Raw genomic sequence first — 12,694 nt, forward strand, 5'->3', positions numbered from 1 at the left:
GGAGGATGTCCGGTGTGGAGCGCTTCCTCGTCACCGGCAGTTCCGGACACCTCGGCGAGGCGCTGGTCCGCGTCCTGCGCGGCGACGGGATCGCCGTCACCGGGCTGGACCTGCGGCCCTCGCCGTGGACCGACGTCGTCGCGTCACTGACCGACCGCGACGCGGTCCGCGGGGCGCTGACCGGCGTCACGCACGTCCTGCACACCGCGACGCTGCACAAGCCGCACGTCGGCTCGCACAGCAGGCAGGACTTCGTGGACACCAACGTGTCCGGCACCCTCGCGGTGCTCGAGGAGTCGGCCGCCGCCGGAGTGCGCGGGGTGGTGTTCACGTCCTCCACCAGCGCGTTCGGGCGGGCCCTGGCACCGTCCCCCGGCGGGCCGGCGACCTGGATCGACGAGGCCGTCGTCCCGCGGGTGCGCAACGTCTACGGCGCGACGAAGACCGCCGCCGAGGAGCTGTGCGAGCTGGCCGCGCTGGACCCGGGGCTGCCGGTCGTGGTGCTGCGGACGTCGCGGTTCTTCCCGGAGGCCGACGACCGCGACGACGTCCGGGCCGGCTTCGACGACACGGCACTCAAGCTGGTCGAGTTCTGTCACCGCCGGGTGGACGTCGCCGACGTGGTGTCCGCGCACCTGGCTGCGGCGCGGCGGGCACCGGAGCTCGGGTTCGCCCGCTTCGTAGTCAGCGCGCCGTCGCCCTTCACGCGGGACGACCTCGCCGGGCTGGGGACCGATCCGGCCGCGGTGCTGGCCCGCCGTGCGCCGGAGGTGGACGCGCTGCTGCGCGAGCGCGGGTGGGCGGTCCCGGCCGTCGACCGGGTCTACTCGCCGGCGCGGGCGGTCGCCGAGCTCGGCTGGTCCCCCGTGTGGGACGCCGCGGCCGTCGCCGGCCGGGTCCGTGACGGTCACGCGCCACGCAGCCCGCTCGCCGACGCCGTCGGGGCGAAGGGATACCACGCAGAGCCGACCGGCGTGTACACCCGATGATTTCCGCTCACCGGACCAGGTGACTGTGGGCCGCTGGGGCTAACGCATCGGGTGTGTACGGCGGTAAGGGTGACGGCAGCATGCGGGAGCCACCGCTCGCTGAACCGCCGTACCGAAGCCCGGAGGTCCGCCATGACCGGCCCGCAGCAGTCCCGGCCCAGCCCCGCCCCGCGCGGAGGGGGCGACTCCGGCGGCCCCCGGCCGTCCCCCCGCGCGCGGCACGGCCGTGACGGGGACTTCCCGGAGAACTCCTACCAGGGCGGGTACGAGGACGGTGGCGGCTACCCGGACCTGCGGGCGTCGCGGCCGGTGGACCGCACGCCACCGGCCGGTGAGGTCCAGGACCTCTACGGCGGCACCGGCCCGCAGCCGGTGATCGACGACCCGGCGGGGTACGGCACGGCCCCGGCCCGGGACGAGGGCGGGTACGCCGCACCGGCGCGCTACGACGGCTACGGCGCCCCCGTCCAGGGCACCCCGGCCCCGGGCCGGGCACCGGCCTACGACGAGACCGCCGGGTACGGGATGCCCACCGGGTACACCGCCGGTTCCGGGTACGACGGGTCCGCGACGGACGACGGGCAGGGGTACGGGTACGGGGGGCGCCCCGGCTACGGCGAGTACGGCGACTCCGCCTCGCGCGGCGGCACCGCCATCGACGGCGGCCCGCCCTACACGGCCTCCGCCGCCGGCCCGCTCGACACGCCCACCGGGGCCCCCGCCCCCACCCACGCGCCGTCCGGGGCGGCGGAGCCCGCCGACCCCGGGTACGGGAGCACCCACCCCGGGTACCGGGCCGGCGGGGCGACGGACCCCTACGGCACCCCGGGGACCACGGCCGTCGCCGACCGCGACGACGAGGGCCGGACGGTCGCGGCCGCCGTCCCCGCGCAGCGCGCCCCGGCCGAGGGCGGGCGGCGGCCGTCGACCGTCGCCGAGGCAGCCGCGGTGCGCTTCGGCCCCACCGGGGCCGCGGAGGCCGCGGGCGGCCGGTCCGGACCCGCGCAGGCGCCGGGCCAGGTCCGGCCGGCGACCGAGGACCGGGGAGGCGGGGCCGCACCGGCGGCGACGGTCGCCAAGGACCCGGCCGCCCTCACCGTCCTCCGGGTCGTCACCTACGTGCTGGTGTCGCTGTCCTGCCTGGTCTTCCTGGCCGGGGTGGTCTACGGGGTGCTGAGCTGGCTGGAGCTGCGCGAGGCGCTGGGCTCGTCGCCCCTGTTCGGCGGGTCGCCCTTCGGCGGCTGATCCGCCGAGGTCCCAGGCCGGACCGGCGGGTCCGGCCGATGAGTCCGGGCCGGGGCACCGGTCGACAGCGGTATGAGCACCGACCCCCGCACCGTCCCGCAGGACGAGCTGCGTTCCGCGATCGCCGAGGAACGCATCGCCCTCGCCGACGACCTGTCCACCCTGACCGGCGACGAGTGGGGCGCCCCCTCGCTGTGCGCGGGCTGGTCCGTGCACGAGGTCGTCGCCCACGTCTCGCAGTCGGGCTTCCCGCACACCTGGGCCTGGATCGCCTCGGCGGTGCGGCACGGCGGACCGGACGGCGGCGAGGACGTCCGCACCCAGGCCCGCGCCGCCCGCCACGGCCCGGCCGAGCTGGTGGAGCTGTTGCGGGAGAGCGCGACGTCGACCTACCGGCTGCCGCTGAGCAACCGCTGGGACCCCTACGTCGATCTCCTCGTGCACGGCCAGGACGCGCTGCGCCCGCTCGGCCGCACCCACCCGGTGCCGCGGCGCCTGCTGGCCCCGGCGCTGACGTTCGCCTGGTCCAGCCCGCTCTACGGGGTGCGACGGCGGCTGCGGACGGTCCGCTTCGCCGCGACCGACCTGGACTGGACGGCCGGGGACGGTCCGCTGGAGCTGCACGGGCCGGCGGCGGACCTCCTGCTCGCCGTCACCGGCCGCGCCGTCGGCCTGGCGGGGCTGTCGGGGACCGGACGGGAGACGGCCGAGTCGACGCTCGGCGGGTGATCCCGGCCGCGGGCGGGACCACCCGCGGCCGAACGGCCCGTCAGAGCGCGGCCAGGACCTCCCGCAGCCTCGTCTCGAACCCGCCCGGGTCCTCCATGAACCCGACGTGCCCACCCGGGAACCGCTCGGGGTCCGATCCCAGCCCGGCCGCCAGCGCGCGGGAGGTGAGGTCGCAGAGCTGCCCGTCGGAGGTCAGGCCGATGCCGACCGCGACCCGGCGCCCACGCAGCACGTCGAGGTCCGGTGCCCAGCGCACCGTCTCGCGCATCTCGTGCAGGAAGAAGTGCCGTTCGTCGGCGGCCGTCCGGTCCGGGTCGGGAGCGGCGGCGTCGGCGGTGGGCAGTCCGGTGCCGCCGCCGGGACGGTCCTCCGGCGGGCCGGCGGGGAGGCCCACCGCGGCGAGGAACAGGGCCCAGGCCGCGGCGGGGCCCTCCTCGGTGTAGGCACGGACCGTCCGCTCGGTGGAGGCGCGGCGGGCCTCGACGTCGGGCAGCAGCTCCTCCAGCGGCGGCTCGTGCGCGACCACGGCGGTGACCAGGTCCGGCCGTTCCTGGGCCAGCGCGAGCGACACGACGGCACCGCCGCTGGATCCGAGCAGCGTCGCCGGGCCCCGCCCGACGTGCTCGACCAGTGCGGCCAGGTCCGCCGCACGCAGCGGGACCGGCGAGTCGGCGCCCGGGTCCTCGGCCGTGCTGCGACCGGTGCCGCGCTGGTCGAGGGTCAGCACGGTGTGGTCGGCGGCCATCCGGTCGGCGAGCGCGGCGAACCCGTCCGCGCCCATCGGCGAGCCGACGAGTGCGAGGAGCGGCCCGGAGCCGCGGACGTCGAACGCGATGCGCGCGCCGGGCCGGTCGAGCAGGTCGGTCGTCACGGCGATGGTCATGGTGGCTCCCGGGGTGTGCGGCGGCGGTGTCGCGGTCGTGACCGTCGGCGCGGACGGTACTCATCGCCGTACGCTGGGACCGACTCCGACGGAACGGACGATCCACCCCGTGAAGACCCGCGTCGCCCCCGTGCTGGGCGTGCTCCTCGTGCTCGCCCTGCTCGGCAGCGGCCTCGTGTGGTTCGCCGCGAGCCGCGGCATCACCACCGGCGACGTGTGGGAGATGCTCGACCCGCCGCCTCCCGAGCAGTGCTCGGAGGACGACCCGACGACGTCGGGCTGCCTCACCCCGACCGCGCTGCGCCTGCACGACGCGACGGTGCAGCGGTTCGGCGAGCCCGGTCCGGACGCACCGGTGCGGGCGGTGACCTGCTGGTCCGAGCACGCGTGGAACCCGTCGAGCGACCACCCGGGTGGGCGGGCCTGCGACTTCTTCCCCGCCGCCTACGGCGACTTCCCGGCGGGCCAGGACCTCGACGACGGCTGGGCCGTCGCGAACTGGCTCCGCGACAACGCCTCCGAGCTGCGGGTCCGGTACGTGATCTGGCAGGGCCGGATCTGGTACCGCGGGACCGGCGACTCCGGCGAGGGCCGGGAGAACTGGGGCCGGCCGTACAACGGCGGCGGGGTCTACGACCCCGAGGACGCCACCGGCGGGCACTACGACCACGTGCACGTCAGCGTCCGGCGGTAGCCCCGCCGGTCACAGCACGTGGTGGCCGTACATCTCCCCCAGCGGGTCGGCGATCAGCTCGACCCGGGCGCCGTCGGGGTCCCGGAAGTACACCGAGACGCCGGAGTGCACCTCGTGCTCGACGCCGGCCTCGCTGAGCCGGGCGACGATCGAGCCCCAGACGGAGGGCTCCACGCTGATCGCAATGTGGTGCAGCCCGCCGAGCACCTCGGCGTAGGGCCCGACGTCGAGACCCGGGAAGTCGAAGAACGCCAGCAGGTTCCCGTTGCCGATGTCGAAGAAGAAGTGCGACGAGCCCGGGTAGTCCCGGTTCTCGATCAGCTCGGTGAGCGGGAACCCGAGGACGTCCTGGTAGAAGCGCACGGTCCGCTCGACGTCGCTCGACACGAGCGCGGTGTGGTGCAGGCCGCGGGCGGTCGAGGCCGGTCGCTCGGCCTGCGGCTTCAGGTGGGACTCGCGGATCCGGTCGCGCTCGGCGTCGAGGGCGGTGGTGTCGGTGCTCATGGTCGTCATCCCTTCAGCAGTGCGGTGAGGTCGGGAACGTCGTCGAACTCGTCGGTCCGCGCGACCGCCGGGCGGGTGGCGACGGCGTCGGCCGTCCGCCCGGCCGGTCCTGCGGGGCCGTCAGGCGGCCTCCTGCTCCGTGCCGGCGTCCCGGGCGGCGACCAGGGACGCGTGGGTCGGCGCGTCCGGCACACCGGCCGGGCGCAGCGCGTCGAACTCCTTCCGGAGCACCGGGACGACCTCCTCGCCGAGGATGTCGAGCTGCTCCAGCACGGTCTTCAGCGGCAGGCCCGCGTGGTCGACCAGGAACAGCTGGCGCTGGTAGTCGCCGACGTAGTCACGGAACCCGAGGGTCCGCTCGATCACCTGCTGCGGGCTGCCGACGGTCAGCGGCGTCTGCCGGGTGAAGTCCTCCAGCGAGGGCCCGTGCCCGTAGACCGGGGCGTTGTCGAAGTACGGCCGGAACTCGTCCACCGCGTCCTGCGAGTTCTTCCGCATGAACACCTGGCCGCCGAGCCCGACGACCGCCTTCTCGGCCGGTCCGTGGCCGTGGTGCTCCCAGCGCTTGCGGTAGAACTCGACCATCCGCCGGGTGTGCTCGGCCGGCCAGAAGATGTGGTTGTGGAAGAAGCCGTCGCCGTAGTAGGCGGCCTGCTCCGCGATCTCGGGGCTGCGGATCGACCCGTGCCACACGAACGGCGCGACGCCGTCGAGCGGGCGCGGGGTCGAGGTGAAGCCCTGGAGCGGGGTGCGGAACCGGCCCTCCCAGTCGACGACCTCGGTGTCCCAGAGCTTCCGCAGCAGCGCGTAGTTCTCGACGGCCAGGTTCAGTCCCTGCCGAATGTCCTGCCCGAACCAGGGGTAGACCGGGCCGGTGTTGCCGCGGCCGAGCATGAGGTCGACCCGGCCGTCGGCCAGGTGCTGCAGCATCGCGTAGTCCTCGGCGATCTTCACCGGGTCGTTGGTGGTGATCAGCGTCGTGGACGTGGACAGCTGCAACCGCTCGGTCAGGGCGGCGATGTGCGCGAGCGTGGTCGTCGGCGACGACGAGAAGAACGGCGGGTTGTGGTGCTCGCCGAGCGCGAAGACGTCGAGCCCGACCTCCTCCGCGTGCCGCGCGATGGTGACGACGTCCTTGATCCGCTGCGCCTCGGTCGGCGTGCGGCCCGTCGTCGGGTCCGGCGTGACGTCGCTGACCGTGAAGACTCCGAACTGCACGACTGCTCCCTCTGCTCGTCGACGGCCCGTTGGTTGATCCGTCATCTACATCCTGCGCCAACATAGATGATGCGTCAACTATTCCGGTACCGTGGTCCCCGTGACACGGTGGCTGGACGAGCACGAACAGACGACCTGGCGGACCTACCTCCGGATGCAGTCCCGGCTGCAGGCCGAGCTCCACCGGCGGTTGCAGGCCGACTCCGGGCTCTCCCTCTCCGACTTCGACGTGCTCGTCGCGCTGACCGACCGCCCGGACGAGCGGTGCCGGGTCCTGGAGCTCGCGACGCTGCTGGAGTGGGAGAAGAGCAGGCTGTCGCACCACCTGTCCCGGATGCAGAAGCGCGGCCTCATCACCCGCGAGGAGTGCGACGACGACGGCCGCGGCAACATCGTCGTGCTCACCGCCGAGGGGCGGGACGCGATCGAGCGGTCGGCCCCCGGGCACGTCGAGACCGTGCGGGAGCTGGTGTTCGACGCCCTGCCCGCCGGCGACGTCGACGCGCTCGCCCGCGTCTCGGCCGCGGTGCTGGGGCGCCTCGGCGAACGGGGCGTCTCAGGCTGAGATGAACGGCGGCTGCCCACCCGGACCTCGAGGCCTACCGTGCGGTGCCACCACGGGAGACACCCGCGGTGGAAGGAGAACCATGGACCGGACGATGCGCACGATGATCAGCCCTGGCCGGTACGTGCAGGGCAGCGGGGCCATCCACCGCCTCGGCGAGTACCTCGCTCCGCTCGGGTCGCAGCCGCTGCTGGTGGCTGACGACATGGTGTGGGGGTTCGTCGGTCACGACGTCGAGACCTCTCTCAAGGCGGCCGGGCTCCCGGTCGACCGTCGCCCGTTCAGCGGCGCGCCGAGCGCGGCCGCGGTGGACCGCCTGGTCGGCGAGATCCAGGACGCGGGCGCCGACGTCGTCGTCGCCGTCGGCGGTGGCAGCACGATCGACACGGTCAAGGCCGCCGGGTACCTGGCCGGCATCCGGTGGGCGAACGCGCCGACCGTGGCCTCGACCGACGCTCCGTGCAGCGCCCTCTCGGTGATCTACACCGAGGACGGCGAGTTCGACGAGTACCGCTTCTTCCCGCGCAACCCCGATCTCGTCCTGGTCGACTCGCAGGTGGTGGCGAACGCGCCCGCCGAGTTCCTGATCGCGGGCGTCGGGGACGCGCTGGCGACCTGGCTCGAGGCCCGCGCGACGTCGCGCTCGGGCTCGAACACGATGGCGGGCGGCCTGCCGACGGTGACCGGCACGGCGCTGGCGAAGCTCAGCTGGGACGTGCTCTGGGAGAACGCGCTGCCCGCGGTCGACGCCGTCCGCGACCACCAGGTGACGCCCGCGGTCGAGAAGGTGATCGAGGCGAACACCCTGCTGTCCGGGCTCGGATTCGAGTCCGGCGGGCTCGCCGCCGCCCACGCGATCCACAACGGCCTGACCGCGGTGCCCGCGACGCACGGCCTCGCGCACGGCCAGAAGGTCAACCTCGGGTCGGTGGCACAGCTCGTCCTGGAGGGGGCGGACCCGGCCGACCTGCGCGAATTCATCGAGTTCACGACCTCGGTGGGCCTGCCGACCACACTGGCCGAGGTCGGCATCCGGTCCGACGACGCCGAGTCCGTCCGGGCCGTGGCGCGGGCCGCGTCGGCCGAGGGCGAGACGATCCACTCGATGCCGTTCGAGGTGCTCGCCGACGACGTGGCGGCCGCGCTGGCCTCGATCGACCGGTTCGCGACCCGCGTCCGGGAGGACGCGAAGCTGCCCGCCCCGGTGCCGTACGCCGCCGCACACTGATACCGGCAGCACCCCGACCCACGGTCCTCCGACGGCACGCCGGACGACCGTGGGTCACGGCCCGGTGGTCAGGGGACGAGGATCGCCCGGCCCCGGACCCGGCCGGCGTCGAGGTCGTCGATCGCCGCCTGGAAGTCGTCGAGGGCGTACTGCGTGGTGTGCAGCGTGACCAGCCCGCGGGCGGCGAGCGCCATGAGGTCCTGCAGGTCGTTGTACGACCCGACCAGGTTGCCGATCACGTTCACCTCGGCCGAGACCAGGTCGATCGTCGGCACGTCGACGTTCTCGCCGTAGCCGACGACGTGGTAGTCCCCGGCCCGCTTCGTCATCCGCAGGCCCTCGGAGGTCGAGCCCCCCTCACCCACGAAGTCGATCACGGACTCGGCGCCGTCGCCGCCGGTCAGCGACAGCACCTCGTCGACGTGCGACCCGTCGGCGACGATCCCGGTGTCCGCGCCGATCGACTGGGCCAGCTTGAGCGCGTCCGGGTTCCGGTCGAGCACGACGAGACGGGCCGGCGTCAGCGCCTTGAGCACCTGGATCCCGATGTGCCCGAGCCCGCCGGCGCCGATCACCACGCAGGTGTCGCGCGGTCCCAGCCGCCGGGACGCCTTGGCCGCCGCGTGGTACGCCGTCAGCCCGGCGTCGGCGAGCGCGGCGACGTCGGCCGGCTGCAGCGACGGGTCCAGCTTCACCACCGAGCGAGCCGAGGTGCGCAGGTACTCGGCGTAGCCGCCGTGGGTGTCGATGCCCGGGAAGTCCGAGGCCGTGCAGTGGACGTCGTCGCCGGACCGGCAGGCCCGGCACAGCCCGCAGGTGGCGAGCGGGTGCACGATCACGGTGTCGCCCTCGGCCACGTTCGTCACGGCCGAGCCGACCGCCGACACCCAGCCCGCGTTCTCGTGGCCGATCGTGTACGGCAGCGTGACCTGCGACTTCTCCGCCCACTGCCCTTCGAGGACGTGCAGGTCGGTCCGGCAGACCCCGGCGCCGCCGATCTTGACGATCACGTCGTGCGGCCCGGCGACCTCCGGTACCGGGACCTCCGTCATCTCCAGCGGTCGGTGGTACCCGACGACCTGGACAGCCTTCACGTCTCGTACTCCTTCGGTGCGGTGGACTCCGGGTACCGGGTGCGCAGCAGGCCCCGGCAGAAGTGCGCGTTGCCCTCGATCGAGATGCGCTGCGAGCGGGCCATCCGCAGCTTCAGCGGGACCTGCTCGGCCGGGTACGGGACGCCGTCGTGCCCGACGAGCACCGGCAGCGCCGGGTCCGTCCCGAGCCCGACGGTCGCCCGCCGCCGCAGCAGTGCCTCGGTGACGGGGCCGTCCGGCAGGTCGCCGAGGGTCACACCGAAGAGCGACTCGGGCGTCCGGTCCGGGTCGGCGCGCAACAGCCCGGTCAGCGACCGCTCCATCGCGGCGGCGTGTGCCTTCCGCTGGAAGGTGGCCCGCAGCTCGTCGAGGTCGGAGTCGGCCTCGTGCCGGAACGTGCCGCGGTACCCGGCGTCCGCGGCCAACCCGGCGTTGATCAAGTCGGAGTCGTGGTGGTCGTCGAGCTCCACCACGACCTCGCCGGTCCAGTCCAGGTCGGCGAGCACGTCCTTCGCGTCCGAGCACATCAGGTAGGCGAAGTTCGGGGCGCAGAACGCCGTCGGGAGCCGCAGGTGCACCACGACCCGGTCGCCGTCGACCTCCAGGGATCGGACGAACTCCAGGTCGGTGATCGGCTCGTCGAGCTCCGGGTCGACGACGGCGTCCAGCGCGTGCCACGCCTCGTCACGGCGCGTCCCGGGCCGGGTCAGGGCGGGGGCGCTCATCAGGCCACCGCCACGGCCTGCGGCTCCTCGATGGGGAGCTGCAGCTCGGCCGGGACCGGGATGTCGTACATCGCGGCCGCGTTCAGCCCGAGGATCTTCTTCTTCTGGTCGGTGGTCAGCGGCGCGTACTCGCTCAGCTCCTCGGGGATCTGGAAGTCGACGAACCGCTCGACCAGCCAGCGCGGGGTCCAGATCGCGTAGTCGCTGGAGAACTGGATGCGGTTCTCGTCGAGCCAGTACAGGAGCTCGCCGATGATCTGCGCGAAGTACTTCGGCCGGGTGTGCATGAAGGGGATCGCGACGGCCAGGCCGGCGTGCACGTTCGGCTCCTGGGTGGCGATCCAGCAGAAGTCCTCGAGCCGCGGCAGGCCGCAGTGCTCGATGACGAAGTTCATCTCGGTGAAGTCGGTGGCGACCTTGTCCACGTCGGCGACGTCGAACGCGTCGCGGTCCAGCGGGCGGATCGTCGGGCCCTTGTGGATGTGGATGTTGCGGACGCCCAGTTCCTGGGCCGTCTCCAGGTACTTGTACGACCAGTAGTCGTCGAGCTTCCAGCCGCGGGACTCGCCGTGCCACTCCGCGGTGTAGAGCTTCGCGCCCTTCAGACCGAAGCGCTTCGCGTCCTCCCGGAGCTGCCGCAGGCCCTGTTCGCCGTTGCGCGGGTCCCAGTTGTGGTTGTAGGTCAGCTTGTCCGGGTGCGCCTGCGCGAGGGCGAACGCCTCCTCGGTCTGGCCGAACCCGTTGTTGTAGAACTCGCCCAGGTGGGCGGGCTGGAAGATCGCGTGGTCGACGTGGCCGTCGTCGAACAGGTCCTTCATCAGCCGGTCGCCGCCCTGGTAGAGGTAGTCCTCGTAGGACCAGACCTCGGACTCCGGGCTGAGGTTGCGGTGGTAGTCGTAGAAGCAGTCGATGAACTGCTTGCCGTGGATGTTGCGCTGGTTCTCCGGGCGCGCGTCCCACAGCGCCACGTGGGCGTCCACGATGAAGTAGGACTCACCGTTCTTCGAGTACATCGTCGTCCTCTCGGGTCGCGGCGAGGTGGTGGGCACCCCGCGACTGGCGCGGGCCGGTGGGGTCCCGCGTCGTGGGCCGACGGTAGGAACGGCACAGAGCCGGTTGGCGTGATCGCCGTCTCAACCTGAGACGAGACGGTGACGCACGGGAGTACAGCTTGTGACAGCGTGACCGACAGCAGGCCGTACGAGGAGGTACGTGATGGCGCAGGCCCTGGCCCCCGCACGCATCTCGGCGTCCTGGACTCGCAGCGAGACCTACGGCGCGCCGACCGAGGCCGTCAGCCCGGCCTTCACCGGCGGGGTCGACGACGACTCGCTGTTCGCACGCTGCGGCAGCGAGGTGCTCGCCGGGCTCCACGAGGGGCTCCCCGGGGAGCCGATCAGCCTGATGCTGACCGACGCCGACGGCATCGTCGTCTCCCGGCTGTGCGACGAGCAGGCGCTGATCCGCGCGCTCGACCAGACCTATCTGGCACCCGGTTTCGCGTTCGGCGAGCGGGAGGCGGGCACCAACGGGCTCGGTCTCGCCCTGGCCGACCGGGTCCCGTCGCTGGTGCGCGGCGACGAGCACTACTGCACCGGCCTGTGGGGCTACACGTGCGCCGCCGCACCCGTCCTCGACCCGGTGGACGGCGACCTGCTCGGCTCGATCAACCTCACCACCTGGTCGCAGCGCTCGGACCAGCTCCTCCTCGCCCTGGCCCGCACCGCCGCCGGGCAGACCTCGGCGCTGATGCTGGCCCGCGGCCGGGGCGCCAGCCCCCGGCCCGCACCGCGCGGCGAGGTGTTCCGGGTCGCCCCGCAGGCGTCGGCCGGAGCCGTCGCCGGGCTGTCGGAGAACTGGCAGCACGCGGTCGCCGAGGCCGCGACCGCCCTGCGTGACGGCGCCCGGGTCGGTGTCGTCGGTGAGCCCGGCGCGGGCAAGGCGGCTCTCCTCGCCACGGCGCTGCGCTCGGTGCGGCCACGGCACCGGGTGCTGCACGCCCGCCCGCCGGCCGCCGCGGACGCCGTGTCCTGGCTGTCGCTGTGGTCCCCGGAGCTGGGGAAACCGGACACCGCGGTGATCGCGGGCCGGGTGCACGAGCTGCCCGGCCCCGTCGCGACCCGGCTGGCGGCGCTGGTCCGGTCGCTGCCGCACGCGGCGCTGAGCCTGACCGCGGGCACCGTCGACGGGGTGCCCGATCCGCTGGCCCGGCTGCTCGACGTCGTCGTGGAGGTCCCGGCGCTGCGCCACCGCGGCGAGGACGTCATGCCGCTCGCCCGCCACCTCGTCCGCGACGGCGTGACCTTCACCGACGCCGCCGCCCGTGCGCTGCGCACCTACTCCTGGCCGGGGAACGTCGAGCAGCTCCGCCGGACGGTCCGCGACGCGGCAGCGCGCAGCACCGTCGTCGACGTGCGGCACCTCCCGCCGGAGCTGCTGGCCACCCGCTCCGGGTCGCTCACGAAGATCGAGTCCCTGGAGCGCGACGAGCTCGTGCGCTGCCTGACCGAGCACGGCATGAGCGTCACCCGGGCCGCCGAGACGCTCGGGATCAGCCGGGCGACGGCGTACCGCCGCGTCCAGCGCTACGGGATCGCGCTGCCCCGCTGAGCAGCGGCCCGGTCAGAGCCGGCGCACGCAGGAGCCCACCCACACCCCGCCGAGCAGGGCGACGATCCCGCCGGTGACCAGCGCGCCGACGGTCAGCAGCGCGACGCCACCGGCGAGGACGAGCGCTGCGAGGAGCAGCTGGATCCAGACCACGTCCCCAGCATGCCCGCTCGCCGCGCGGCGCGTCGGGACCGTTGCGCGGGGAACGTG

At 73.9% G+C, this 12,694-nt stretch carries 14 protein-coding genes; 7 read left to right on the top strand and 7 right to left on the bottom strand.

What is annotated here, in order from left to right; translation table 11 throughout:
• Positions 1-5: 5 nt before the first annotated feature.
• The 3 genes from Ae150APs1_RS14320 to Ae150APs1_RS14330 all read left to right on the top strand — a co-directional run bounded on the left by Ae150APs1_RS14320 (position 6) and on the right by Ae150APs1_RS14330 (position 2,963).
• Positions 6-989, top strand: coding sequence for an NAD(P)-dependent oxidoreductase (locus Ae150APs1_RS14320; protein WP_075298094.1), 984 nt, complete (start codon positions 6-8; stop codon positions 987-989).
• 132 nt (positions 990-1,121) lie between these two features.
• Positions 1,122-2,234 carry a hypothetical protein gene (locus Ae150APs1_RS14325; RefSeq protein ID WP_075298096.1) on the top strand — a complete coding sequence of 371 codons (1,113 nt, stop codon included), beginning with the start codon at positions 1,122-1,124 and terminating at the stop codon, positions 2,232-2,234.
• Positions 2,235-2,306: 72 nt separating this feature from the next.
• Complete coding sequence (locus Ae150APs1_RS14330) at positions 2,307-2,963, top strand: maleylpyruvate isomerase family mycothiol-dependent enzyme (protein WP_075298098.1); 657 nt, start codon at positions 2,307-2,309, stop codon at positions 2,961-2,963.
• Between the two features lie 40 nt (positions 2,964-3,003).
• Here Ae150APs1_RS14330 and Ae150APs1_RS14335 read toward each other — a convergent pair whose 3' ends face one another.
• Positions 3,004-3,846: an alpha/beta hydrolase gene (locus tag Ae150APs1_RS14335; protein ID WP_075298100.1), complete on the bottom strand. Its 843-nt coding sequence runs from the start codon at positions 3,844-3,846 to the stop codon at positions 3,004-3,006.
• A 109-nt stretch (positions 3,847-3,955) separates the two neighbouring features.
• Here Ae150APs1_RS14335 and Ae150APs1_RS14340 point away from each other — a divergent pair, with 109 nt between their 5' ends.
• Entirely contained in the window at positions 3,956-4,540 is a 585-nt protein-coding gene (locus Ae150APs1_RS14340; RefSeq protein ID WP_060722391.1) for a hypothetical protein, read from the top strand.
• Between the two features lie 9 nt (positions 4,541-4,549).
• On the opposite strand, the gene Ae150APs1_RS14345 is transcribed toward Ae150APs1_RS14340, so the two are convergent.
• Positions 4,550-5,044 (bottom strand): VOC family protein, encoded by a 495-nt coding sequence (locus Ae150APs1_RS14345; RefSeq protein WP_139316911.1) that lies wholly within the window; start codon positions 5,042-5,044, stop codon positions 4,550-4,552.
• Positions 5,045-5,164: 120 nt separating this feature from the next.
• A complete protein-coding gene (locus tag Ae150APs1_RS14350; RefSeq protein WP_010234363.1) occupies positions 5,165-6,262 on the bottom strand; it encodes an LLM class flavin-dependent oxidoreductase in 1,098 nt (365 codons plus the stop codon).
• 100 nt (positions 6,263-6,362) lie between these two features.
• On the opposite strand from Ae150APs1_RS14350, the gene Ae150APs1_RS14355 reads away from it, so the two are divergent.
• Together Ae150APs1_RS14355 and Ae150APs1_RS14360 are read left to right on the top strand one after the other, a co-directional pair.
• The gene (locus Ae150APs1_RS14355; protein WP_075298104.1) at positions 6,363-6,827 is read left to right on the top strand and encodes a MarR family winged helix-turn-helix transcriptional regulator; all 465 of its coding nucleotides are present in this window, start codon (positions 6,363-6,365) and stop codon (positions 6,825-6,827) included.
• Between the two features lie 82 nt (positions 6,828-6,909).
• The gene (locus Ae150APs1_RS14360; RefSeq protein ID WP_010234358.1) at positions 6,910-8,055 is read left to right on the top strand and encodes a glycerol dehydrogenase; all 1,146 of its coding nucleotides are present in this window, start codon (positions 6,910-6,912) and stop codon (positions 8,053-8,055) included.
• A 68-nt stretch (positions 8,056-8,123) separates the two neighbouring features.
• Here the strand turns inward: Ae150APs1_RS14360 and Ae150APs1_RS14365 are convergent, their stop codons facing one another.
• Genes Ae150APs1_RS14365 through Ae150APs1_RS14375 form a run of 3 tightly spaced genes read right to left on the bottom strand, consistent with a single transcriptional unit; the run spans position 8,124 to position 10,887 of the window.
• Positions 8,124-9,149: an NAD(P)-dependent alcohol dehydrogenase gene (locus Ae150APs1_RS14365; protein WP_075298106.1), complete on the bottom strand. Its 1,026-nt coding sequence runs from the start codon at positions 9,147-9,149 to the stop codon at positions 8,124-8,126.
• Positions 9,146-9,874 (bottom strand): iron-sulfur cluster assembly protein, encoded by a 729-nt coding sequence (locus Ae150APs1_RS14370; RefSeq protein WP_075298108.1) that lies wholly within the window; start codon positions 9,872-9,874, stop codon positions 9,146-9,148. Before Ae150APs1_RS14370 ends, Ae150APs1_RS14365 begins: the two co-directional genes overlap by 4 nt.
• Positions 9,874-10,887 carry an amidohydrolase family protein gene (locus tag Ae150APs1_RS14375; protein ID WP_060574649.1) on the bottom strand — a complete coding sequence of 338 codons (1,014 nt, stop codon included), beginning with the start codon at positions 10,885-10,887 and terminating at the stop codon, positions 9,874-9,876. Before Ae150APs1_RS14375 ends, Ae150APs1_RS14370 begins: the two co-directional genes overlap by 1 nt.
• Before the next feature lie 202 nt (positions 10,888-11,089).
• On the opposite strand from Ae150APs1_RS14375, the gene Ae150APs1_RS14380 reads away from it, so the two are divergent.
• Entirely contained in the window at positions 11,090-12,484 is a 1,395-nt protein-coding gene (locus Ae150APs1_RS14380; RefSeq protein WP_075298110.1) for a helix-turn-helix domain-containing protein, read from the top strand.
• Positions 12,485-12,496: 12 nt separating this feature from the next.
• Here the strand turns inward: Ae150APs1_RS14380 and Ae150APs1_RS32060 are convergent, their stop codons facing one another.
• Positions 12,497-12,637, bottom strand: coding sequence for a hypothetical protein (locus Ae150APs1_RS32060; protein WP_010239639.1), 141 nt, complete (start codon positions 12,635-12,637; stop codon positions 12,497-12,499).
• Positions 12,638-12,694: the final 57 nt, after the last annotated feature.

The organism is Pseudonocardia sp. Ae150A_Ps1, from assembly GCF_001932315.1.
Lineage (GTDB): Bacteria > Actinomycetota > Actinomycetes > Mycobacteriales > Pseudonocardiaceae > Pseudonocardia.

Excerpts from the sequence above, each read along its gene's own strand:
- Ae150APs1_RS14320 (WP_075298094.1), top strand. The coding sequence starts at position 6 with ATGTCCGGTGTGGAGCGCTTCCTCGTCACCGGCAGTTCCGGACACCTC.
- Ae150APs1_RS14325 (WP_075298096.1), top strand. The coding sequence starts at position 1,122 with ATGACCGGCCCGCAGCAGTCCCGGCCCAGCCCCGCCCCGCGCGGAGGG.
- Ae150APs1_RS14330 (WP_075298098.1), top strand. The coding sequence starts at position 2,307 with ATGAGCACCGACCCCCGCACCGTCCCGCAGGACGAGCTGCGTTCCGCG.
- Ae150APs1_RS14335 (WP_075298100.1), bottom strand. The coding sequence starts at position 3,846 with ATGACCATCGCCGTGACGACCGACCTGCTCGACCGGCCCGGCGCGCGC.
- Ae150APs1_RS14345 (WP_139316911.1), bottom strand. The coding sequence starts at position 5,044 with ATGAGCACCGACACCACCGCCCTCGACGCCGAGCGCGACCGGATCCGC.
- Ae150APs1_RS14360 (WP_010234358.1), top strand. The coding sequence starts at position 6,910 with ATGGACCGGACGATGCGCACGATGATCAGCCCTGGCCGGTACGTGCAG.
- Ae150APs1_RS14370 (WP_075298108.1), bottom strand. The coding sequence starts at position 9,874 with ATGAGCGCCCCCGCCCTGACCCGGCCCGGGACGCGCCGTGACGAGGCG.
- Ae150APs1_RS14375 (WP_060574649.1), bottom strand. The coding sequence starts at position 10,887 with ATGTACTCGAAGAACGGTGAGTCCTACTTCATCGTGGACGCCCACGTG.
- Ae150APs1_RS14380 (WP_075298110.1), top strand. The coding sequence starts at position 11,090 with ATGGCGCAGGCCCTGGCCCCCGCACGCATCTCGGCGTCCTGGACTCGC.